The organism is Winslowiella arboricola (genome assembly GCF_025527015.1).
Lineage (GTDB): Bacteria > Pseudomonadota > Gammaproteobacteria > Enterobacterales > Enterobacteriaceae > Erwinia > Erwinia arboricola.
Genome location: NZ_JAODIM010000043.1, coordinates 537591 through 560340 on the forward strand (window position 1 = coordinate 537591; position 22750 = coordinate 560340).

The 22750-nt window shown below is 53.9% G+C and carries 20 protein-coding genes; 7 read left to right on the forward strand and 13 right to left on the reverse strand.

The window, feature by feature from the left end; genetic code table 11:
* From N5923_RS19955 to N5923_RS19965, 3 genes are read left to right on the forward strand one after another with little or no spacing between them, the layout of a single operon-like run.
* Complete coding sequence (locus N5923_RS19955) at positions 1 to 1158, forward strand: LLM class flavin-dependent oxidoreductase (RefSeq protein WP_267141829.1); 1158 nt, start codon at positions 1 to 3, stop codon at positions 1156 to 1158.
* Positions 1155 to 2459, forward strand: a complete 1305-nt coding sequence (locus N5923_RS19960) for an LLM class flavin-dependent oxidoreductase (protein ID WP_267141828.1) — start codon at positions 1155 to 1157, stop codon at positions 2457 to 2459. Before N5923_RS19955 ends, N5923_RS19960 begins: the two co-directional genes overlap by 4 nt.
* Positions 2452 to 3150 (forward strand): enoyl-CoA hydratase/isomerase family protein, encoded by a 699-nt coding sequence (locus N5923_RS19965; protein ID WP_267141827.1) that lies wholly within the window; start codon positions 2452 to 2454, stop codon positions 3148 to 3150. Before N5923_RS19960 ends, N5923_RS19965 begins: the two co-directional genes overlap by 8 nt.
* Positions 3151 to 3179: 29 nt before the next feature.
* On the opposite strand, the gene N5923_RS19970 is transcribed toward N5923_RS19965, so the two are convergent.
* The 3 genes from N5923_RS19970 to N5923_RS19980 all read right to left on the reverse strand — a co-directional run bounded on the left by N5923_RS19970 (position 3180) and on the right by N5923_RS19980 (position 5168).
* Complete coding sequence (locus N5923_RS19970; RefSeq protein WP_267141826.1) at positions 3180 to 3464, reverse strand: VF530 family protein; 285 nt, start codon at positions 3462 to 3464, stop codon at positions 3180 to 3182.
* 81 nt (positions 3465 to 3545) lie between these two features.
* The gene (locus N5923_RS19975; RefSeq protein ID WP_267141825.1) at positions 3546 to 4013 is read right to left on the reverse strand and encodes a helix-turn-helix domain-containing protein; all 468 of its coding nucleotides are present in this window, start codon (positions 4011 to 4013) and stop codon (positions 3546 to 3548) included.
* 186 nt (positions 4014 to 4199) lie between these two features.
* Positions 4200 to 5168, reverse strand: coding sequence for an AEC family transporter (locus N5923_RS19980; protein ID WP_267141824.1), 969 nt, complete (start codon positions 5166 to 5168; stop codon positions 4200 to 4202).
* A 112-nt stretch (positions 5169 to 5280) separates the two neighbouring features.
* Between N5923_RS19980 and N5923_RS19985 the strand changes: the two genes are divergently transcribed.
* Positions 5281 to 6165, forward strand: coding sequence for a DMT family transporter (locus tag N5923_RS19985; protein WP_267141823.1), 885 nt, complete (start codon positions 5281 to 5283; stop codon positions 6163 to 6165).
* Between the two features lie 43 nt (positions 6166 to 6208).
* On the opposite strand, the gene fusA is transcribed toward N5923_RS19985, so the two are convergent.
* Positions 6209 to 8311: an elongation factor G gene (gene fusA / locus N5923_RS19990; protein ID WP_267145263.1), complete on the reverse strand. Its 2103-nt coding sequence runs from the start codon at positions 8309 to 8311 to the stop codon at positions 6209 to 6211.
* A gap of 217 nt (positions 8312 to 8528) precedes the next feature.
* On the opposite strand from fusA, the gene N5923_RS19995 reads away from it, so the two are divergent.
* Positions 8529 to 8843 carry an ArsR/SmtB family transcription factor gene (locus tag N5923_RS19995; protein ID WP_267141822.1) on the forward strand — a complete coding sequence of 105 codons (315 nt, stop codon included), beginning with the start codon at positions 8529 to 8531 and terminating at the stop codon, positions 8841 to 8843.
* On the opposite strand, the gene N5923_RS20000 is transcribed toward N5923_RS19995, so the two are convergent.
* The gene (locus tag N5923_RS20000) at positions 8840 to 9487 is read right to left on the reverse strand and encodes an aspartate/glutamate racemase family protein (RefSeq protein WP_267141821.1); all 648 of its coding nucleotides are present in this window, start codon (positions 9485 to 9487) and stop codon (positions 8840 to 8842) included. The two genes, N5923_RS19995 and N5923_RS20000, sit on opposite strands and share 4 nt — an antisense overlap.
* Before the next feature lie 223 nt (positions 9488 to 9710).
* Between N5923_RS20000 and hpxO the strand changes: the two genes are divergently transcribed.
* Positions 9711 to 10868, forward strand: a complete 1158-nt coding sequence (hpxO, locus tag N5923_RS20005) for an FAD-dependent urate hydroxylase HpxO (protein WP_267141820.1) — start codon at positions 9711 to 9713, stop codon at positions 10866 to 10868.
* A 56-nt stretch (positions 10869 to 10924) separates the two neighbouring features.
* On the opposite strand, the gene N5923_RS20010 is transcribed toward hpxO, so the two are convergent.
* The 8 genes from N5923_RS20010 to guaD form a co-directional block, all read right to left on the reverse strand.
* The gene (locus N5923_RS20010) at positions 10925 to 11731 is read right to left on the reverse strand and encodes a hypothetical protein (protein WP_267141819.1); all 807 of its coding nucleotides are present in this window, start codon (positions 11729 to 11731) and stop codon (positions 10925 to 10927) included.
* Positions 11732 to 11839: 108 nt separating this feature from the next.
* On the reverse strand, positions 11840 to 12541 hold the full coding sequence (locus tag N5923_RS20015; protein WP_267145264.1) for a hypothetical protein: 702 nt from the start codon (positions 12539 to 12541) through the stop codon (positions 11840 to 11842).
* 128 nt (positions 12542 to 12669) lie between these two features.
* Entirely contained in the window at positions 12670 to 13563 is an 894-nt protein-coding gene (gene bla, locus N5923_RS20020) for a class A beta-lactamase (RefSeq protein WP_267141817.1), read from the reverse strand.
* Positions 13564 to 13617: 54 nt separating this feature from the next.
* On the reverse strand, positions 13618 to 15666 hold the full coding sequence (gene dcp / locus N5923_RS20025; RefSeq protein WP_267141816.1) for a peptidyl-dipeptidase Dcp: 2049 nt from the start codon (positions 15664 to 15666) through the stop codon (positions 13618 to 13620).
* A 47-nt stretch (positions 15667 to 15713) separates the two neighbouring features.
* Positions 15714 to 16487 (reverse strand): xanthine dehydrogenase accessory protein XdhC, encoded by a 774-nt coding sequence (xdhC, locus tag N5923_RS20030; RefSeq protein WP_267141815.1) that lies wholly within the window; start codon positions 16485 to 16487, stop codon positions 15714 to 15716.
* Positions 16474 to 18840: a xanthine dehydrogenase molybdopterin binding subunit gene (gene xdhB / locus N5923_RS20035; protein ID WP_267141814.1), complete on the reverse strand. Its 2367-nt coding sequence runs from the start codon at positions 18838 to 18840 to the stop codon at positions 16474 to 16476. Before xdhB ends, xdhC begins: the two co-directional genes overlap by 14 nt.
* Positions 18830 to 20272: a xanthine dehydrogenase small subunit gene (xdhA, locus tag N5923_RS20040; protein ID WP_267141813.1), complete on the reverse strand. Its 1443-nt coding sequence runs from the start codon at positions 20270 to 20272 to the stop codon at positions 18830 to 18832. The genes xdhB and xdhA overlap by 11 nt, the downstream gene beginning before the upstream one ends.
* The gene (gene guaD, locus N5923_RS20045) at positions 20269 to 21600 is read right to left on the reverse strand and encodes a guanine deaminase (protein ID WP_267145265.1); all 1332 of its coding nucleotides are present in this window, start codon (positions 21598 to 21600) and stop codon (positions 20269 to 20271) included. The genes xdhA and guaD overlap by 4 nt, the downstream gene beginning before the upstream one ends.
* A gap of 402 nt (positions 21601 to 22002) precedes the next feature.
* On the opposite strand from guaD, the gene ydfG reads away from it, so the two are divergent.
* On the forward strand, positions 22003 to 22749 hold the full coding sequence (gene ydfG / locus N5923_RS20050) for a bifunctional NADP-dependent 3-hydroxy acid dehydrogenase/3-hydroxypropionate dehydrogenase YdfG (RefSeq protein ID WP_267141811.1): 747 nt from the start codon (positions 22003 to 22005) through the stop codon (positions 22747 to 22749).
* Position 22750 lies beyond the last annotated feature (1 nt).

The window sequence follows — 22750 nt, forward strand, 5'->3', positions numbered from 1 at the left end:
ATGTCTGAGCAAACTGTGGGGCCGCTCGATTATCCTGACAGCCCGCTGGCGCTGGCAGCCAGACAACCGCTGATGCTGGGGCTGTTTCTGCCGACCCAGACCGGTGGATTTTCACAATCCACCCATCCGCGCGCCACCGACTGGTCATTTGATTACAATGCGCAACTGACGCTGGCGGCGGAGAAGTATGGTTTTGATTTTGTCTTCAGCCTGCAACAATGGGTGCCAAAAGGTGGCTTTGGCGGTGAGATGCACTATCGGGAAAACTTTCTCGATCCGTTTATCACCACCGTGGCGTTAAGCTCACTGACGTCACGCATTATCACCATCTCCACCGTCAATGTGCTGTATGGCAATCTGCACCCGTTATATCTGGCGCGCTTTGCCGCCACCGCCGACCATATCGCCAAAGGGCGTTTTGGCCTGAATATCGTCACCGGCTATGACGCCAAAGAGCCGCTGATGTTTGGTATGGACCGGCTGGATCATGATGCGCGTTACCAGCAAGCCAGCGAATTCTCCACGATAATGGAGACCCTGTGGCAGGGTGAGGATAATCTCGATTTTGCCGGGGACTTTTACCAGCTGCAACAGGCATGGGTATCGCCTGCCCCCCGCTATGGCCGACCAATTATGGTCTCCGCCAGTGCTTCGCCAGCCGGTTTTGCCTATGCTGCGCAACACTCAGATATTGTGTTTACCTCCAGCCCGGCGGGCGCGGTTTTTGCACAGGCGATAACGGCATTGCCTGCCCATACTGCATCGATCAGAACCGCTTACCAGCAGCAGGGAAAAACGCCTAAAATCATTATTTTCCCGCTGATTATCTGTCGACCGACGCGCGAAGAAGCCTTTGCGTATCGCGATGCGATTGTGGCTCAGGCCGATAAAGCCTCGATCCAGGCGTATACCGCCCGCCACTCCGGCGGCGATGCACACGGCTGGAAACAGCATATTCCCGCGGACCGGGTGCTGGGCGGCCATATCCAGATTATTGGCAGTCCGCAGGATGTTGCCGATGAGCTTGAACAACTGCATCAGGCGGGTATCGATGGCGTACAGCTCGGTTTTTACGACTATGCGCCCGAACTGGCATTCTTTGCTGAGCAGGTATTGCCGTTACTGAAACAGCGCAATTTACGACGGGATCTGCCATGAGCGGGGGGTTGATCCTGAATGTCACGCTGCTGGGTTTGGGTATGCATCCGGCTGCATGGCGTCTGACCACGCGTTCTGGCGCGGCATATCTTGATGCCGCTTTTTATCGCGATATCGCGCTGACCGCCGAACGGGGTAAATTGCATGCCCTGTTTCTGGCGGATACGCTGGCTGCCGGTGAAGAAGCTTACCAGCGTCCGAATCTCGGCGCGATGGATCCGGTTACCGTACTCTCCTCGCTGGCGAATATCACTCAACATATCGGTCTGGTGGCCACCGCCTCCACTACCTTTAACGACCCGTTCAATCTGGCCCGGCGCTTTATGACGCTCGACCATCTGAGCAACGGTCGCGCGGGCTGGAATATAGTGACCACTTTTGTCCCTGACGTGGCGGCTAATTTTGGTCAGCAAGGGTTGCCGCCCGTCGCAGCGCGTTATCAGCGCGCGGAAGAGTTTGTCGATGTGGTGCGTGCGCTATGGCAAAGCTGGCAGCCTGGCGCGATTGTCGACGATAAAAGCGGCGGAATCTTCGCCGATACGGCACGCATTCAGCCAGTTAACCATCATGGCGACCATTTTGATGTGCAGGGTCCGCTAACCCTGCCGCCATCCAGACAGCAGCACGCGGTACTGTTTCAGGCCGGTGCGTCGGAAGCCGGTCGCCAGCTGGCGGCGCGCAATGCCGATATTGTCTTCACCGCCCAGAATACCCTGCGCAGCGCACAACACTTTTATCAGGATATCAAACAGCGGGCGCGAGGCTTTGGCCGCGATCACCAGCAGATAAAGGTGCTGCCGGGACTGATGCCGATTATTGGCACCAGCGAAGCCGAAGCCCATGCGCGCAAGGCACAGCTGGATGCGCTGGCCGGTGAAAGTGAACTGAAAAAGCTGGCATTACGTTTAGGGGTGGAGGTCAGCGATTTAGCACTGGATAAGCCGCTGCCGGTCGACAAAATCCTCAGCAACCCGAATTTTTGCGGCGCGGAAGGTTTTCGCGATGCTGCGCTGCGGCTGGCCAGCGAGGAAAACCTGACGGTACGCGAGTTGCTATACCGCAATGGCGGTGGTCATTTACAGGCCATTGGGACACCGGCACAAATCGCCGACCTGATTGAGCACTGGTATCAGCATCAGGCCGCCGATGGTTTTAATCTGATGATTGACTCGCTGCCGGACGGCCTGCATCGCTTTGTCGATTCGGTGGTGCCATTGCTGCAACAGCGCGGCGTTTTTCATCAGGATTACCACGGAACAACGTTACGAGAAAACCTGGGATTTGGAGTCCACCATGATTGAGTATCAGTTTAACCACGGCGTGGCACGTATCACGCTAAACAGCCCGGCAACCGGCAATCGCTTTACCCGTCAGGCGATGCTGGATTTTATCGCCGCCATCGATCAGGCGCAGACAGCTGAAGCCGCCGTATTAGTTATCGCCGCGCAGGGCGCTGACTTTACCTTTGGCCGCGATCAAAAAGAGCGCTTACCGGATGTGCCGTTGCGACAAAATCTTGCGCTAATCCTCGAAGCCAATGCGAAGTTACGTGCTTTTAGCGGGGTCAGTATTGCGCTGGTGCAGGGGCATGCGCTGGGATTTGGCTCGGGTATTTCGCTGCACAGCACGATTTCGCTGGCCGCAGAAAGCGCCCATTTTGGCTTTGATGAGATCGATCATAATCTGGCGCCGTTGATTGTCGTCGCCTATCTGCCCCACTTTATCTCACCGCGTGTTGCGGAAGATCTGGTGATCACCGGACGGCATGTGCCAGCCGATGAAGCACAACGCATTGGCCTGGTCACCCGTGTGGTGCCGGATGATGCCTTACAGGCAACTGCTGAGGAGATTATTGCAAAGATCCATCAGACACCGGCAGCGGTGCGCGTGATCCGGCGCTACACGCAGCATCTGCCGGGCTATCCCTCCGCGGAACTGAGTCTGCAAGCGGTAGAAGACCTTGCCTTCTGGGTTGAGCAAGGCAAGCAGTAAGTCGCTGCCCCGATCTTTGGGGCGGCGTACTATTTTTTACCCTGCCAGTTAGCCCATGGGCTGTCTGCGGGCAGCTGGTCACGGGTTGTCTGCGGCTCGCTCAGTGAATCAATATATAAGGCTTCCACTTCCTGGCGAGCCCAGGGTGTACGACGCAGAAACTTCAGGCTGGATTTAACGCTGGGATCGCTTTTAAAGCAGTTAATATTGATGCGTTTGGCCAGTTCCGCCCAACCATAGCGAGCCACCAGGGCGTTAACAATGGCTTCGAGGGTTACGCCATGCAGCGGGTCATTCGAGGTGTGGGCAGTCATAATCAATCCGGTAGCAAACAACAATTGCCCACACCATACTGACTGCCCGCCCCTTGTGCAAATATTCTGATGTCAGCCGGTTTACTTACGCACCAGCCGCTGCAGACGGTGATTCTGCCAGCGTTCAATTACCCCGCGCAGCACGAACAGACGAAAACCCTTTACCAGTAACAGTGCGCCCCAGATCAGCGCCACCCAGGCCGACCAGTAGTTATCTGCTGAGGTCGCCTGGTTCAGGAACCAGAGTAGCGTGCAGACCACGACGGCGGTCACTGCCGCCCGATAAAAGCGCTTCTCTGCTTCGATTCGCTGCCTGGCGTCGGCAATTATCTGATCCAGCGACTGTTCAGCCGGAATACCGTTATCCGTCAGTTCGGCCACACTGGTATCAAACACCGCCGCCAGCGCACTGAGTGTTTCCAGACTCGGTTGCTCGCCGTTTTCAATGCGCTGCACGGTGCGCACACTCAGGGATGCCATCTCCGCCAGCTGCTCCTGCGACCAGGCTCTGGCCAGCCGCAAATTGCGTACTTTATTACTGCTGCTCATTTTCGTTCTCCCTTTCGCTGCATGTTAATAACATGCCCACAGTATCGGCGGGATAACCGTCAGGCTCCACGACAGGAAGCTGACAGCAACCTGACATCCCTGTGAAAAACTTAACCGGGAACGCTTTGCGCCTTTTCTGTTACCTGATACCAGATACCAGATACCAGATACCAGATAAACTGCATTTTAAACGTAATACAGCGTCATCAGCATCATAAACAGTGGCGTGGTCAACGCCGATAACACGGTAGAAAACAGTAAGCTGGTGGCCGATGCGCCTTGTAAAACCTGGAACTTCTGCGACATCAGATAGACATTCACCCCTACCGCCATCGACCCTAACAGCACGACCACCCGGCTTTCATGCAGCGGCAGATCGATTGACCACGCCAGCAGCCAGATAACCAGCGGCTGAACCAGCAGTTTCAGTATACAGATGGCGTAACTTTCGCGCAGGCCTTCACTGATTTTATACCCGGCCAGGCTCATCCCCAGTGTCACCAGCGATAACGGCGCGGCGATCTGCGCCAGCATATTGACTGGCGCACTAATCACATAAGGAAGTGGCCGATGCAGCGCGCTCCAGGCAAATCCCAGCATAATGCCGATGATCAGCGGATTACGCAGCACACCGAGCAGCGTGCGGCCAATGCCCGGCAGCGAAAAATTGCCGGTACGCGCCCACTCAACCGAGACGGTGACCAGTGTCCACAGGATCAAACCATTAAATACCAGCACCAGCGCGACCGAAGGCAGCGATTCCTGCCCCAGTAAAATGGTCGCCACCGGGATCCCCAGCATCACGTTATTGGAAAACACGCCGCCAAGCGCAAACACCGATCCAGATACCCCGTCCAGCGCAAACACTCTGGCGGCGATAATCCGCCCAAGCAGGTAAACCAGCAAACAGCTGCCAAAGAAGGCGAATAGCAGGCGGGCATCCACGGGGGGATTGGTATAAAACTGGCTCATTACCGTAAACAGCATGCAAGGCAGCGCAACATTAAAACAGAACCGGTTAAGCGCCTCAGTGACGGTGGCCGGCCATTGTGCAAATTTACTTAAGCCATAACCGGTGAAAATCAGAATAAAAAGCGGAACGGAGAGATAAATCTGGTGCGTCAGTTGATCAGTCAGGCTTCCTGTAACCGGCATCGGTATCGCTTCCTTTAATTATTCGTCTGCTAACTAAAGATATCATGTGCAGTAGCCTTGTCAGCATATTGGCCTTATGATTTGCATCAATAAATTCGTTCAGGGAATGTCAATGCGCCAATCAGATTATGTACGACTGTTGTTATTAGCCGCCATCTGGGGCGCCAGTTTTTTGTTTATGCGTATTGCAGCGCCCGCCTTTGGCGCGATCAATACTGCGTTTTTGCGCGTCCTGTTTGGCTGTATCGGCCTTGGCGCCATTATTCTGCTGTTACGCTCCAGCCTGCAGTTTCATGGCAAACTCAGGTCTGCGCTGCTGCTGGGGGTGATCAACTCCGGTCTGCCCTTTCTGATGTACTGCCTGGCGGCAAAATGGCTGCCAGCAGGTTATTCAGCGATTCTTAATGCCACCACGCCGTTAATGGGCGCGCTGATTGGCTTCAGTTTCTTTGCTGAGAAACTCACGATTAAAAAGTGGCTGGGGGTTTTTATCGGCTTGTGCGGCATTATGCTGATCACCACTACCGGTGAAGTGCACTCCACGTCCTTAGTTATTGCTGGTGTGGTGGCCTGTCTGGTGGCTACCGGCTGTTATGGTATTGCCGGCTATCTGACGCGTCGCTGGATCTCCGAACGCGGCGGCCTTGATCCGGTGATCGTCGCATGTGGCAGCCAGATCGGCGCCACGCTGTTCCTGCTGCCGTTTTTTCTGTTCTCCATCACCACGCAACCGCCGGTTAACTGGGGACAGCCGCTGGTCTGGCTCTGTGTTCTGGCGCTCGGGCTGATTTGTACTGCCCTTGCCTATATTATCTACTTCCGCCTCGTCGCGGATATCGGGCCGATGCGCACGCTGACGGTGACGTTCCTGATCCCACCTTTCGCGATTTTATGGGGATATCTGGTGCTGGGTGAAACCATTAATCAGGGCTTTATTGGTGGCGCAGTTATCGTCTGTGTGGCGGTATGGCTGGTGGTTAGCCGGAAAAATGCGTAGGAGCGGCGAAACGGGAGCCGAGAACGGCTCCCCTACAGACCAGTTACAGCGATTTACGTGCAGCAATAATGGTATCAGCCACATTGCGCGGCGCTTCGGCGTAATGATGGAACTCCATACTGTAGGTGGCGCGTCCCTGTGACATCGAACGCAAGGTGGTCGCATACCCGAACATCTCGGATAGCGGCACCTCGGCGCGGATCACCCGGCCACCATGCAGTTCATCCATCCCCTGTACCATACCGCGTCGTGAAGAGAGATCGCCCATAACGTTACCGGCGTACTCTTCCGGTGTTTCCACCTCGACATGCATTACCGGTTCCAGAATCACCGGGCTGGCCTGCCGCGCCGCCTCTTTAAAACCAAAGATCGCCGCCATTCTGAACGCCAGCTCCGAGGAGTCGACTTCATGGTATGAGCCGAAGGTTAAGGTCGCTTTAACATCCACCACCGGATATCCCGCCACCACGCCGCTGTTCAGCGCTTCGCGGATCCCCTTTTCCACCGAAGGAATATACTCGCGCGGCACCACGCCACCTTTGGTCGCATCGTCAAAGATAAAGCCTTTGCCTGCTTCCAGCGGTTCCAGCGTCAGCACCACATGACCATACTGCCCTTTACCGCCCGACTGGCGGACAAATTTTCCTTCCACATCTTTAACCGTTTTGCGTACGGTTTCGCGATAGGTGACCTGCGGACGACCAATATTGGCTTCGACGCCAAATTCACGTTTCATGCGGTCCACGATAATTTCCAGATGCAGCTCTCCCATGCCGGAAATAATCGTCTGACCCGACTCTTCGTCGGTATGCAGATGAAACGACGGATCTTCCGCTGCCAGTCGTTGCAGCGCGATGCCCATTTTCTCCTGATCGGCCTTGGTCTTCGGTTCAATCGCCAGTGAAATCACCGGATCCGGAAACTCCATACGCTCCAGCGTCAGAACGGCATTCGGATCACACAGAGTCTCACCGGTGGTGACCTCTTTCAGGCCGACACAGGCGGCAATATCCCCCGCGCGGATCTCGTCCACTTCGTGACGGGTATTGGCATGCATCTGCACAATACGCCCGATGCGCTCTTTCTTACCTTTAACCGGGTTATAGACGCTATCGCCTTTATGCAGCACGCCGGAATAGACACGCACAAAGGTCAGCTGACCAACATAAGGGTCGGTCATCAGTTTAAACGCCAGCGCCGAGAACTTTTCATTGTCATCGGCGTGACGTTCCACCTGTTCACCCTGCTCATCAATTCCTTTCACCGCCGGAATATCCAGTGGCGACGGCATCAGCTCCACTACCGCATCCAGCATGCGCTGCACGCCTTTATTTTTAAACGCACTGCCGCACAGTACGGGCTGAATTTCACCGGCCACCGTGCGCAGACGCAGGCCCAGCGTCACTTCTTCTTCACTGAGGTCGCCCTGCTCCAGATACTTATCCATCAGCGCTTCGCTGGCTTCCGCCGCCGCGGACACCATTTTCTCGCGCCACAGCTGTGCGGTCGGCACCAGCGCTTCCGGGATCGGCGCATAATTAAAGGTCATGCCCTGAGTGGCGTCATCCCAGTAGATCGCGCGCATTTTGTTCAGGTCGACTACGCCAGCAAAGCGCTCTTCGCTGCCAATCGGGATAACCACCGGCACCGGACTGGCTTTCAGACGATCGATCATCATTTGCACCACGTGGAAAAAATCTGCGCCGGCACGGTCCATTTTGTTTACAAATGCCAGCCGCGGCACATGATATTTATTCGCCTGACGCCAGACGGTTTCCGACTGCGGCTGCACGCCTCCTACCGAGTCATAGACCATCACCGCGCCGTCGAGCACGCGCATAGACCGTTCCACTTCAATGGTGAAGTCGACGTGCCCTGGCGTATCGATAATATTGATACGGTGTGGCGTAAAACCGTTATCCATACCCGGCCAGAAGCAGCTTACTGCGGCCGAAGTAATGGTAATCCCGCGCTCCTGCTCCTGCGCCATCCAGTCGGTCGTCGCTGCGCCATCATGAACTTCTCCCAGTTTATGGCTCATGCCAGTGTAAAACAGGATACGTTCAGTGGTGGTGGTCTTACCGGCATCAATATGGGCGGAAATACCAATGTTGCGATAACGTTCGATGGGGATGGTTCGGGGCATGATGCGTCCTTAGTCAGTATGACAAGTTACGGCCAGATTTTTTTTCCGACCTGATTGAGTTGCTGCTGACGAGTATCATAGTACAATAGTACGAGTATATACGAACTATTTGAGCCATTGTTATTGCCGATGAACGGATCCGCCGCTGCGCTGGCATTGCTGCCACACTTTGTTATATTAGCGCTCCGCCGCAAACCGCCATCGTCACAGGAATATTATGATCGCCAATCACCCCGAACGTGAACAACTCCGGCTGGAAAATGTGCTTTTTGCGCTCGGTAACCCGATGCGGCTGGAGATAGTCCAGACGCTGGCGAATCAGGGTGAACAGGCCTGCGGACTGTTGCGTCGGGATGTCGCCAAATCGACCATGACCCATCACTGGCGGGTATTGCGCGACAGTGGCGTGATCTGGCAGCGGCCGCAGGGACGGGAGAATTTAATTTCGCTGCGCCGGGAAGACCTGGACGCCCGTTTTCCCGGCTTGCTGGATACGTTATTGCAGGTGATGGAGAGTAAAGCGCAGGCTTAGTCCTGCAGGCCGCTATTCACCGCAGCCTGCAGGCTGGCCGTCGGGCCGGTAAGTATCTTCACCGCGGTATTAATTTCACCCGCGGCTTCGCTCATTGAGGATTGCGCCAGCACCAGACAATCACACTCGCGATGGCGGGACAGATAATCATCGGCGTAATCGGCGATACAGCGATTATAAGCAGCAAGATCCCCGGCTTTAAACTGCGTCCAGGCATCGGGAACACATTCAACCGTGACCTGCCGGGTTGCACTCTGCCGTTGCAAAAACAGTGCGCGTGTTGGTGCCAGCGTAGTGGGCGCGGTACACAGCACCACAATATTGCGGCTGCCGGTAAAGGCCTGTTCCACCAGTGCCGCATCCAGCCGCAGCACCGGTTTACTGAACCGCTGGCTTTCCGCTGCTGCCACCCCCAGCGTGGTACAGCTGATAATCACCGCATCAGCCTGCTGGCACAGCTCAGCAATCACCTGTTGCGTTGCGCGGATAATGGCTGGGGTCATGGCTGCGGCCCGCTCTGCATCTGCCAGTAACGGTGCTTCAACCTGATGCAGCAAGGTGACGTCTGGCGTCGCCAGCTGCTGCAAACTTTTTTCAAACAGCGCAATATTGCTTTCGGCCGCATGTAAACAGGCAATTTTCATTATTAACCCTCGTAAATTCAATGCTTAACTATCCCTGCCTGCCCCTCTGATTACCAGTGATTTTTGGTTGCACCACCATCGCGCACTGCGCCAGCACAACGCCCGCTTGTTGCTCAGCAAACGGTTGCGTATTTCGCCTGAAATGGTCGCAATGAGATAACCCGGTATTTTGCAAACTGGTACAAAAATTGCTCTTTACTGTAGAGACTTACGGGAGAATGCAATGAAAGCGATCGTGATGGGTGGCGGTATTGGTGGGATGTGTGCAGCCATTGCGCTGAGGCGTTTTGGTATCGAAACTGCGGTATACGAAGCAGTAAAAGAGATTAAACCGGTTGGCGCGGCGATTTCCATCTGGCCTAACGGCGTGAAATGTCTGAATTATCTTGGCATGAAAGAGTCGCTGCGCGCGCTTGGCGGCCCGATGCACTATATGGCCTATAACGAATACCAGCAGGGTCAGACGCTGACCCGCTTCAGTATGGATCCGCTGATTAAAAGCGTGGGTGAACGCCCTTACCCGGTAGCGCGCGCCGAGCTACAGGCGATGCTGCTGGATAGTTATGGCCGCGATGCCGTGCAGTTCGGTAAACGCGTGACTGCGGTAGAACAGTCCACCAGTGGTGTTACTGCGTTCTTTGAGGATGGCAGCGAAGCGCATGGCGATCTGTTAATTGCCGCCGATGGCACGCATTCAGTGGTCCGTCAGCACGTATTAGGTTACCAGGCTGAACGACGCTACGCCGGGTATGTCAACTGGAACGGCCTGGTGGAAATTGATGAAAGCATTGCACCCGCCGATCAGTGGACTACCTTTGTTGGCGAAGGAAAACGCGTATCGCTGATGCCGGTCAGTGGTAATCGCTTCTATTTCTTTTTTGATGTGCCACTGCCGCAGGGACTGGCGGAAGATCGCAGCACGGTGCGTGCCGATCTGCAACGCTACTTTAGCGGCTGGGCGCCACAGGTACAGCAGCTGATAGCCAGTATCAATCCGGGCACCACTAACCGGATTGAAATTCACGATATCGAACCTTTTATGTCGCTGGTTAAAGGTCGGGTGGCGCTGCTGGGTGATGCCGCTCACAGTACCACACCGGATATAGGTCAGGGAGGTTGCGCAGCGATGGAAGATGCTGTGGTGCTGGCGACGGCGCTGCAAACCCATTCGCTGGGCATTGAAGATGCCCTGCTGCGCTATCAGCAGAAACGCGTCGGGCGGGTAACAGATCTGGTGCTGAAAGCGCGCAAACGCTGTGATGTAACGCATGGCAAAGAGATGGCGGTGACCGAGCAGTGGTATCAGGAACTGAAACTGGAGACCGGTGAACGCATTCTTGCCGGTATGTGTGAAACCATTTTAGGTGGCCCGTTAGAGTAACGGGTGTGCTGCGGGCCAGCATTCGCTGGCCCGCAATATTGTCAGACTTACTATGGTCAGGTTGAAAAAAAATTTTTTGCATCGGTTAAAATATTCAGATGCTGATCATAACTGCGTATATCTTTATTTGCCTGGCTCAATTTCCCAGCTAAGTCATCACTTTTTATTCTCAGTTCGTTCAGTTGCCGTTCAAGATTTACTAAAATTTTATCTTTTTGTGAGGTGCCGTATTCAACTTTGATGTTTTTGATCGTTTGTTTATATTTAATCGTTTGCTGATATTTTCCGGGGAACAACCATGCCATCATACCCGACAGGTTAAAAAAACTTTCGCTACAGGATTTGTAAGTACCGTCATCAAGTCTGATGCGGGCGGTTACAATCTTTCTTATTGTCTCTTTTTTGGCCTGGACGAGTTTTATAGTTTCCTTAGTGTCACTTTGTTCATTCTTATACTGCGTTTCCTCAACTTCCCTTGCATTTTTATTTGACTCAATAAAACTGGTGAGACCGGAGATTACTTCCACTGCTAATGCACCGCTAACATTACAAGGTGGAAACATTGATGATGCCTTGCTACCGTTTAATTTGACAGCCATCTCCCTGTATAAAGTGGCAATTAAATTGACTCGCGACTGGTATTGCTGCATCACATTTGGTTTTATTTCACTACTGGTGGAAAGGTTAATCCCATTACTAATAACCGGCAGTTGATTTGATCCGCCTGCAGGTTTTACATTACACTCAACCGGAAGGTTAGTAATAATTTTAATATGTTCGACTGAAGTTGATTTTTTTTCATTATGTTTTAATGGATATAGTTGTTGTGCGCTAATTGAGCCTAAAACTTTCCCTATTCCCACTGCTGATTTTCCTTATCGCTATAGCTGGAGTAACAGATTTTCTGCAGGCCATATTAGTGGCCCGCTTTGCTATCCGTTCTGTTTATGGTATATGACAAAAACGTTTTTTTATTTAATGGATTGCAGATTCTGGCGGTAAGTGTATATATCCCTGTTTACTTTTTTTAATTTAAAATTCAGCACACTAATCTCATCATAATAATTTTTAATTTGATTTCTGAGGATAGACAGGATCTCTTCCTTTTGAGTGGTGCTATATATTATCTTAACATCAGTAAGGGACTTCTTATATTTCCCCGGAATAAAACCCTGCAATAAATCTGTAAAATCTCTGTTGCAGGGTTGGTAAGATCCGTTTTCCAACCTGACGTGCTTTGTTTTCACCCTGCCAATTCTCTCCATCTCCCCCATCGCGCTTTCAATTTTTACCTCTAGTTTATTGCGATTACTTAAATACCCCCTTTTCTCAATCTCTTTTTCATTAATTTTACATTCTGCAGAATGGGACGGGAAACTGTTAGTTTCCAGATTTAAATTAACAGTATGTTTATAACCTGGTGACTCAGCGTTTATGCTGAATTCTGTTATTTTTGCATCTGTATCAATTTTTATTATATGTTTAAACCTATAGTTATAGGTTTTTTGTTGACCATCAGACAGATCAGTCCCCCCCGCCTTATAGTTGATTGAAAAATTGAGGGTTTTACTGCAATTGTAGATACCTTTTATTAACGATGTAATATTCCCTAAAAAAATTTCTTTTAATGAAAACAATTGTGTCAAACCTTTCGCACGTGTAATTGCCGACATAACTGCGCTCCTTTTATCATTATGATGATTCTGCGCATCTTAATGGGCAATTTATACTCCGTCTTCAAAAATTCGCTATTCCTGACGACAATACAGGGGCAATTATGATTGCCCCATCATCAATAATGTTAACCCCTGGCCCATTCCGCCAGCACCAGACGGGTAGCGCTGGCCAGCACATCGCGTCGCGCTTCGGCATGCTGGTGTTTCTGGGTAAAATAGATAGCGAGGATGAGCGGTTTCCCTTTTGGTGGCCAGATAATCGCCACATCATTGGTCGTGCCATACCCGCCTGCCCCGGTTTTATCACCGACCGGCCAGCCTGCTGGTACACCGGCGCGGATACTTTCCGCCCCGGTCTTGCTCTGTTTTAACCAGGTAATCAGCTGCTGCTGCCGGGCGGCAGGCAGCGCCTTACCCAGCGCCAGCTGCTGCACATTTGACGCCATCGCGCGCGGCGTGGTGGTATTGCGTGCATCACCCGGAATGGCGCTGTTCAGCATTGGCTCCAGTTGATCAAGGCGGGTTTTCTTATCACCTAATTCCCGCGCCAGGCTGGTAATGCTCTGCGGGCCGCCAAGTTCACGCACCAGTAAATTCGCCGCGGTATTATCGCTTAGCTCAATCGTGGCAGCGCAAAGCTCTGCGATCGTCATTCCTTGCGCCAGTTTTTTCTCGGTAACCGGGGAGTAAGTCACCAGATCGCTCTGCTTATAGTTAATGCGCTTTTTCAGCAGATCCGGTTGTTTCACACTACGTTGCAACACAGCGGCGCCAACCAGCGTCTTAAATGTGCTGGCCATGGCAAAGCGCTCATCACTACGATAATGCAACTCCCGCAGCGAACCACTGTCAATCAACGTTACGCCGAGACGGCCATTGGCCGACTGTTCCAGCGCACGCAGCTGTTGCGCCAGCGTTTCGGGCTGCGCCAGCAGCGGGGGTGGCGCTAGCAGTAAGGTCACGACGCAAGCGGCGGCGGCCAGCACTCCACGACGGCGGGATAGCGATATAAATGACATAATTACCTGCTCCTTGCTATGGGGCGAATCCTTACGCCCCGTCCACGATTAGGGTTATTTCAGACCGCGATTCAGCAGCATTGGCTCGATATCCGGCTCCTGACCGCGCCAGTGATTATACGATAATTTCAGATCGGTACTATTACCCCTGGATAAAATAGCGTCCCGAAAGCGCTGACCGTTTTCACGTGTCAGGCCGCCATGTTCACGGAACCAGGCGAAACCATCATCGGCCAGCATTTGTGTCCACAGATAGGCGTAGTAACCGGCGGCATAACCGTTGCCCCAGATATGCTGAAAGTAACTGGAACGGTAGCGCGGCGGCACTTCCGCTAAATTCATCTGCTCATGCTGTAGTGCTTTTTGCTCATACTGATCGACATCCTGCAGTGGCTGATCCGCCTGCAGGTTGTGCCAGTGCTGATCCAGCAGCGCGGCCGCCAGCAGTTCCGTCATATCGTAGCCTTTATTAAATTTATCGGCCCTGATGATCTTATCGTGCAGCGCCTGCGGCATCGGTTCGCCAGTGCGATAATGACAGGCGAAGTTTTTAAACACCTGGCTGTCGCTGGCCCAGTGTTCGTTAATCTGTGACGGGAATTCAACAAAATCGCGCGGTGTGGCGGTACCGGAAAGACTCGGGTATTGCTGATCGGCAAAAATACCGTGCAGCGCATGGCCGAACTCATGGAACAGAGTGATCACTTCATCCCAGCTAAGCAGCGCCGGTTGTCCGGCCAGCGGCTTATTGTAGTTGCAGACGTTATAGATCACCGGCTTCATGCCCAGCAGTGTTGACTGATCGACAAAGTTGCCCATCCACGCACCACCGCCCTTGCTGTCGCGCTTAAAGAAATCGGTATACAGCAGTGCCAGCGAACTGCCGTCAGCATCGAAAACTTCATAGACATTCACATCGGGATGCCAGACCGGCAGATCGCCGCGCAGTTGAAAGGTGATGCCGTACAGCTGAGTAGCGGCATAAAACGCCCCCTTTTCCAGCACATTATTCAGCGCGAAATACGGTTTAATTTGCGCCTCATCGAGATCGTATCGGGCGCGACGCACCTGTTCGGCATAGAAAGCCCAGTCCCAGGGTGCCAGTTTAAAAACACTCTGCTGCTGGTCGATTACCGCCTGAATATCGGCGGCTTCGCGCCCGGCACGCGCGCTGGCCGCCGGTACAATCCTTCGCATAAATTCCAGCGCCGCCTGTGGTGTTTTCGCCATCTGATCCTGTAATTTCCACGCTGCATAGCTGTTAAAACCGAGTAACTGCGCCTGACCGGCACGCACCTGCGCCAGGCGCGCAATAATCTGGCGTGTATCGTTATCATCGCCCTGCTCTGCACGCTGCCAGGAAGCGTTAAACAGCGCTTCACGGGTTTCGCGCTGGCTGAGGACTTGCAGCGCCGGTTGCTGCGTGGTGTTTTGCAGCGCCAGCAGCCAGCGTTCCTGTAAACCGCGCTGGCTGGCGGCATCGGCGGCGGCTTCGATCTCTTCGCTACTCAGTCCCGCCAGCTGCTGTTTATCGCTAACAATCAGCGCCCCGGCTTTGCTGGCGGCCAACAGCCGGTTAGTAAAGCGGGTGCTAAGGGTCGCCGCTTCCTGATTCAGCGCTTTCAGCTGCTGTTTTTCGCTTTGCGACAGCGTCGCACCGGCCAGCTTAAATGCCTGCCAGGTGACCTCGGTTAAACGCAGTGACTCCGGCGTCAGCTGGCTGCTGGCGCGCTGCTGATAGACGCTGTCGAGTCGGGCGAACAGCTGGCTGTTAAGTTTGATCTCATCGTCGAGGGCGGCCAGTTGCGGCGCAGTTTCTTCATCAATTTTTTGCAGCTGGTCATTGGTATGCGCTGAAGTCATTGCGCCAAATACGCTGAGGGCGCGCGTTAACAGCTGACCACTGCGTTCCAGCGCCACAAAAGTGTTATCGAAAGTCGCGACGTCCGGGTTATTGGCGATACGTTCAACCTCTTCGCGCTTCTGCTGAATTCCGGCTTCGATGGCGGGCAGATAATCACTGTCATGGATCTGGTCAAATGCGGGAGTCTGGAACGGTAAATTGCTGGGCTGACTAAACGGGTTCTGGCGTTCGGCTGGCATTACGGTGTTCTCCTTATTACTCTGCAAAGTAATAATTTAAAGTAAAATCACTGCGCGCGCTGATAAACCGCAATAATTTCGCCGGCAATCGCCACCGCAATCTCTGCCGGTAACTTGCCTTTAACGTCCGCTAAGCCAATCGGGCAGCGCATGGTCGCCAGCTGTTGCTGACTAAAGCCCTTACCTTCAAGACGATAATCGAAGCGCTGGCGCTTGGTGGCGGAGCCAATTACGCCAAAGTAGCGATAGTCGCCACGACGCAGAATCGCCTCGCACAGCTCAAGATCGCGTGGATGGTGATGGGTCATTACAATAAAATAGCTTCCAGCGGGCATCGCGGCGACCTGTTCCAGCGGATCTTCGGCAAAACAGGCGCTGACCCCGGCGGGCACCTGAGCGAACTGACCTTCACGCTCATCAATCCAGTTTACGTGACAGGGTAACGTTGACAGCAGATTAACCAGCGCCTGACCGACATGTCCGGCGCCGAATACCGCGATTTGCGGCTGTTGCTGCATCAGTGGTTCAAACAGAATGGTGCTCATGCCGCCGCAGCACTGCCCGAGACGCGCGCCAAGGGAAAAATGCTCGCTATGCGGCGCCTGCTGGCCGCTTTGCAGCATCGCACGCGCCTGCGCAATGCACTGATATTCCAGATGACCACCGCCGATAGTGAGAAAACTGTGATCGGCGGTGACCACCATTTTACTGCCGCTGTCACGCGGCACCGAGCCTTTCTCTTCCAGCACCGTAAGCAGCACACAGGGTTCGCGTCTGGCCCGTAGTTCGCCGAGGATGCTGATCCAGTCATGATATATCATCAGCGCCTCCAGCCAGGCGGCTCGCGCCCCAGAATACCCGTTCCGGTGTCGCGGGCGCATCCAGCAGCGGATGGGTCTGATAACCACCAACGCTGGCCACCGCATCCTGCAATGCGCACCAGACGGAAATCCCCAGCATAAACGGCGGTTCCCCCACCGCTTTCGAATGAAACACGGTGTCTTGCGGGTTTTTACGGTTTTCAACCAGCGTCACCCGCAGGTCGGCCGGTACGTCGGCAATTGCCGGAATTTTATAGCTGGCCGGGCCATCAGTCAGCAGGCGGCCCTGATCATTCCATACCAGCTCTTCGCTAGTCAGCCAGCCCATGCCCTGCACAAATCCGCCCTCCACCTGGCCGATATCGATCGCCGGATTTAGCGAGGCGCCTGCATCATGAACAATATCGGCGCGCAGCAGCCGGTATTCGCCGGTCAGCGTATCGATCACCACTTCAGCGCAGGCGGCGCCATAAGCAAAGTAGTAAAACGGCGTACCGCGCCCGGCCTGACGATCGTAATGAATGCCGGGGACTTTATAGAAACCGGTGGCCGACAGTGGCACCTGATTCAGCCAGGCCAGCTGCGCCACATCGGCAAAGGTGAAATGCTTATCGGCAACTCTGACGATGCCATTGCTAAAACTGACCGCCTGCGGCAGACAGTTATGCAGCTTACACAGCATCTCCACCATACGATCACGCAGGATCTGCGCTGCATTTTGCGCCGCTTTGCCATTCAGGTCAGTGCCGCTGGAGGCGGCGGTTGGCGAGGTATTAGGTACTTTGCCGGTATCGGTGGCGGTGATCTGGATATGTTCGACGTCGATCTGCAATACTTCTGCGACAATCTGCGCCACTTTAGTATTCAGTCCCTGTCCCATTTCGGTACCGCCATGATTCAGCTGCACCGTGCCGTCGGTGTAGATCAGAATCAGCGCGCCGGCCTGGTTAAGAAAACTGGAAGTAAAAGAGATGCCGAATTTTACCGGCGTTAATGCCAGCCCACGTTTAATAAACCGGCTGCTGGCGTTAAAAGCGCTGATTTCGCGGCGACGCGCCTGATAATCCGCACTCTGTTCCAGCTGAGCGGTGATTTCATCCAGCAGGTTATCGTCTACCCGCTGGTGATAATGGGTGATATTGCGCTCGGTTTTGCCGTAATAGTTACGTTTACGCACTTCCAGCGGATCAAGCCGCGCTGCCCGTGCAAGATGATCCATAATTTGCTCAATCGCCACCATGCCCTGCGGGCCACCAAAGCCGCGATAGGCAGTGTTGGATGCGGTATTGGTGCGGCAGCGATAACCGGTAATACGCACATCGCCAAGGTAATAGGCGTTATCTGCATGAAACATTGCGCGATCGACAATCGAACCGGACAGATCGAGTGAGTAGCCACAGTTACCGGCCAGATCGATTATCACCCCGCAAAAACGCCCGTCATCGTCATATCCAACCTCATAACGCACATAGAACGGGTGGCGTTTGCCGGTGATCTGCATATCATCGCGGCGCGCCAGCCGCATTTTTACCGGCCGTCCGCTGCTGCGCGCGGCAATCGCGCACAGGCAGGCAACCCCCGCCGCCTGAGTCTCTTTACCGCCGAAACCACCGCCCATCCGGCGCATATCGATGGTGACTTTATTCATACTGATGCCCATCACCGAAGCCACCAGTTTCTGCACTTCAGTCGGGTTCTGGGTGGAGGAGTGCACCTGCAAACAGGCATCTTCACCCGGGATCACCAGCGCAATCTGGGTTTCCAGGTAGAAATGTTCCTGCCCGCCAATATGAAACTCACCGCTGATACGATGAGGCGCGCGGGCCAGCGCCGCCTCCGCATCACCCAACTGATGGATATGCGGCTCCTGCACAAAACTGCGCTGCTCCAGCGCCTGTTTCACATCCAGCACCGGCGTCAGCAGTTGGTATTCAATAATCGCCGCCTGCGCCGCCTTGCGCGCTGCCTGTGGCGTTTCCGCTGCCACCGCCAGAATCACCTGACCAACATACTCCACCCGATCCTGCGCCATCAGCGGATCGCCGGGTTCGAGAGGACCGATATCGCCATCGCCCGGCACATCCTGCCAGGTTAATATCTGCACCACGCCGGGAATCGCGTAACAGGGGCTGGTATCGATACGGGTGATCAGTGCATGGGCGTGCTCACTCAGACGCGGACAGAGATGCAGCTGGCCAGGAAACTCCAGCCGGTCATCGATATAGATGGCTTCACCGGCAACATGCTTTTCCGCACTCTCATGTTTATTGCTGCGGCCCACGCCGCTCTGAATGCCAGCCAGATACTGCTGTTCAATTACCTCTTCGGCCACTGCCGGACGATTACGAGACATAGCGTGTTACCTCCGTGACATTCAGATCGCCGCTCAACAGATGGTAGTAACGACGCAGCAGGTTTTTTGCTACCTGCAAACGATAATCAGCGCTGGCGCGGAAATCGCTAAGCGGCTGGAAGTCCTGCTCCAGCGCGCGGCAGGCTTTTTCCAGCGTGGCAGGGGTAAAACGCTGACCGTTAAGCTGCTGTTCACAGGCGCTGGCGCGCTTAGCGGTAGCCGCCATGCCGCCAAACGCGACGCGCGCATCAACAATCACCTCCTGTTCAATTTGCAGGTTAAAAGCAGCGAAGACCGCCGAAATATCATCATCAAGCCGTTTTGACACTTTCCATGCATGAAAATGATGTGACCCTGTCACGTTTGGTATCACAATTGCGCGGATAAACTCTGCCGGTTGCAGTACCGTCTGACGATAACCGCTGAAAAATTGCGCCAGCGGCAATCGGCGTTGCTGTTCTCCCTGCTGCAAAATCAGTGAAGCATTGAGCGCCAGCAGCATCGGCGACGCATCACCAATTGGCGACGCATTCGCAATATTGCCGCCCAGCGTGCCCTGATTACGCACCTGCAACGACGCAAAGCGTTGCAGAATTGCGGCAAAACCGGGGATGCGTTCTTGCAGCAACTGATAACAGTACGTCAGCGAGGCGCCAGCGCCCAGCACCATCTCCTGCTCACCGGTCTGGCACTGCTTCAGCTCATCAATCTGTTCCAGTGCGATCAGTAATGGCAGAGCCTGATACTGCTGGGTGATTTGCAATGACAGATCGGTGCCGCCTGCCAGCAGTTTTGCCTGCGGGTATTGCTGATAGATTTCGGCCAGTTGCGCCACGGTTTTTGGCAGCAGACAGCGGTTTTCACCGCGTGCAATTTCCTGCAATTGATCCGATTGCAGCGCCTGTAAACGCTGCGCCACCTGCTGCTGCTGGCGGGAAAAACTGTCCTCCTGCGGAGTATCGCAAGCCTGACGCGCGGCATCGACAATCGGGCGATAACCGGTGCAGCGGCACAAGTTGCCAGATAGCGCCTCTTCCATCTGATGGCGGTCCCAGCACTGACTGTTTTTCTGCAAAGTAAACAACGACATCACAAAACCCGGCGTGCAGAAGCCGCACTGTGACGCATGGCAGTCGACCATCGCCTGCTGAACCGGATGCAGCTGCTGGCCCTGCTTCAGATCCTCCACCGTAATCAGCTGCTTGCCCTGTAGCGTGCTGACCAGCGTCAGACAGCTGTTAATGGTTTCATAGCGTATCCTGCCATCGACCACTTTGCCCAGCGTTACGGTGCAGGCGCCACAGTCGCCGGAGGCGCAACCCTCTTTGGTGCCGCAACGCTGTTTATGGTTGCGCAGATAGTTCAGTACCGTCAGATTCGGATCGATCTCCTGCTCGCTGATCAGCGTCTGATTAAGCAAAAATTGAATCATGCCGCTTTCTCCACGCTGTCGCGCTGCCAGACGCAGGCGCCATTAACCCAGGTGGCAGCAATATTGCGGTCGTCACCCAGCGTCATCAGTACAAACAGCTGCTCCCAGATATCACGGCTGTTGCCATGGCGCAGCTGTTGCAGCGCGGAAACCGCCGGATCAAGCACCACAAAATCCGCCTCTTTGCCAGCATTGAAGTTGCCAATCTTATCGTCCAGATCCAGAGCCTGCGCGCCGCCCAGCGTGGCATGGTAGAAAGCTTCGCAGGCTGACAGCTTATAATGTTGCAGCTGCGCCACTTTGTAGGCTTCGCCCAGTGTTTGCAGCAGATTAAAGGTGGTTCCGGCACCAACGTCGGTGCCGATGCCGCAATGCACCTGTTTTTGCCAGCGCTTTTGCAGATCAAACAGACCGCTGCCAAGGAACAGATTGGAGGTCGGGCAGAAAGCGATGGACGATTCGGTCTGATGCAGGCAGTCCCACTCCTGTTCTTCAAGATGCAGACAGTGGGCAAATACGCTGCGACGACCGGTCAGCTGATACTGGTGATAGACATCGAGATAACTGCTGTTTTCAGGAAACAGCGCTTTAACCCACGCCACTTCCTGCGGGTTTTCACTTAAATGGGTATGCAGCCAGGTATCGGGAAACTCCTGTCGCAGGCGACGCACATTCGCCAGCAATTGCGGTGAGGAGGTTGGCGCAAAACGCGGCGTTAAGGCGTAGCTCAGTCGACCACGGTTATGCCAGCGTTCAATCAATGCGCGCGTCTGCTGATAACTGTCAGCGGCAGTTTCGATCAGATAATCCGGCGCATTGCGATCCATCATCACTTTACCGGCAATCAGTCGCATACCCAGCTGTTCGGCCGCAGTAAATAACGCATCGACCGATTGCGGATGCACAGTGCCAAACACCAGTGCAGTGGTGGTGCCATTGCTCAGCAACTGATGTAAAAAGAACGCCGACATTCTGGCCGCGTGTTGCGGGCAGTGATACTGGCTCTCCACCGGGAAAGTGTATTGCTGGAGCCACTCCAGCAGCTGTTCGCCGAAAGCGCCGATCATTTCAGTTTGCGGATAGTGAATATGGCTGTCGACAAAGCCCGGCACGATCAGCTTATTGCGGTAATCAATCACCTGATGCGGATCGCTCAGCAGCCGGTGTCCCTGCTCCCAGCTTTGCAGGCTGACTATGCGCCCTTCGTCGATCAGCAACAGGCCATCCTCAACATAGCGCGCATAATCAGCCAGTAGTTCTGGTTGCTTAACCGTAGCGGTAATATCAAAAAAGCGGCCACGAATGGCTTGAGTATATTTCACTGACATTGCAATTCCTTTTGAGAAAGGGCTTCGCTTTCTCACTGTGTAATAGCAGGCAAATGGCTTGTAACTGGAAATGCAAAAGTGATGCCAGAGTGACTCAATGAGTTTTATTGTTAAATATCAGTTAGATAGATATTTCATAATAAAATATCGCCCTTTAACAGAATATGCCCTGCGCAAACGGTTGCTATAATTTGCAAACGTTTGCTTTGCGGGTTAATGGAAATATCTGCCCGTCAGTAAATTTAATCAGGCTATTTTGCTGCACTGTTAAAACGCATATTCCGCGCTACCCGCACCATGGATGTGCACAGCTTGCGAACCGTTAGCAGGATTCATTTCTTAACGGCCACGCAGTGAAGTGATAAGGTGTTTGATACCCGAAACACGTTAAGGAACAGTGAGATGATTATTTTTGTTACCGGTGCCACCGCCGGTTTTGGTCAAAGTATCACCCGCCGCTTTATCGCTGATGGTCACAAAGTGATTGCCACGGGCCGCCGCGTCGAACGTTTGCAGGCGCTGAAAGATGAGCTGGGCGACAACCTGTTCACTTTACAACTTGATGTACGTGATCGTGCAGGGATTGAAACCGCACTGGCAGGACTGCCTGCGGAGTGGCGTAATATCGATATTCTGGTCAATAACGCGGGCCTGGCGCTGGGTATCGAACCGGCGCACAAAGCGAATCTCGATGACTGGGAAGATATGATCGACACCAACAATAAAGGTCTGGTGTATATGACCCGCGCGCTATTACCGGCAATGGTTGAACGCAATATTGGTCATATCATTAATATCGGCTCGATCGCCGGTAGCTGGCCGTATGCGGGAGGGAATGTGTATGGCGCCACCAAAGCCTTTGTACGCCAGTTCAGCCTTAATCTGCGTACCGATTTGCACGGCACTGCCCTGCGCGTGACCGATATCGAACCGGGCCTGGTCGGCGGCACCGAGTTTTCCAATGTGCGCTTTAAAGGCGACGATGATAAAGCGGGTAAAGTTTATGACGGCACGACCGCGCTAACAGCGGAAGATGTCACCGAAGCGGTGCACTGGGTCGCCAACCTGCCAAAACATGTCAATATCAATACCCTTGAGATGATGCCGGTCAGCCAGACGCTGGCAGGTCTGAAGGTGCATAAGGATTGAT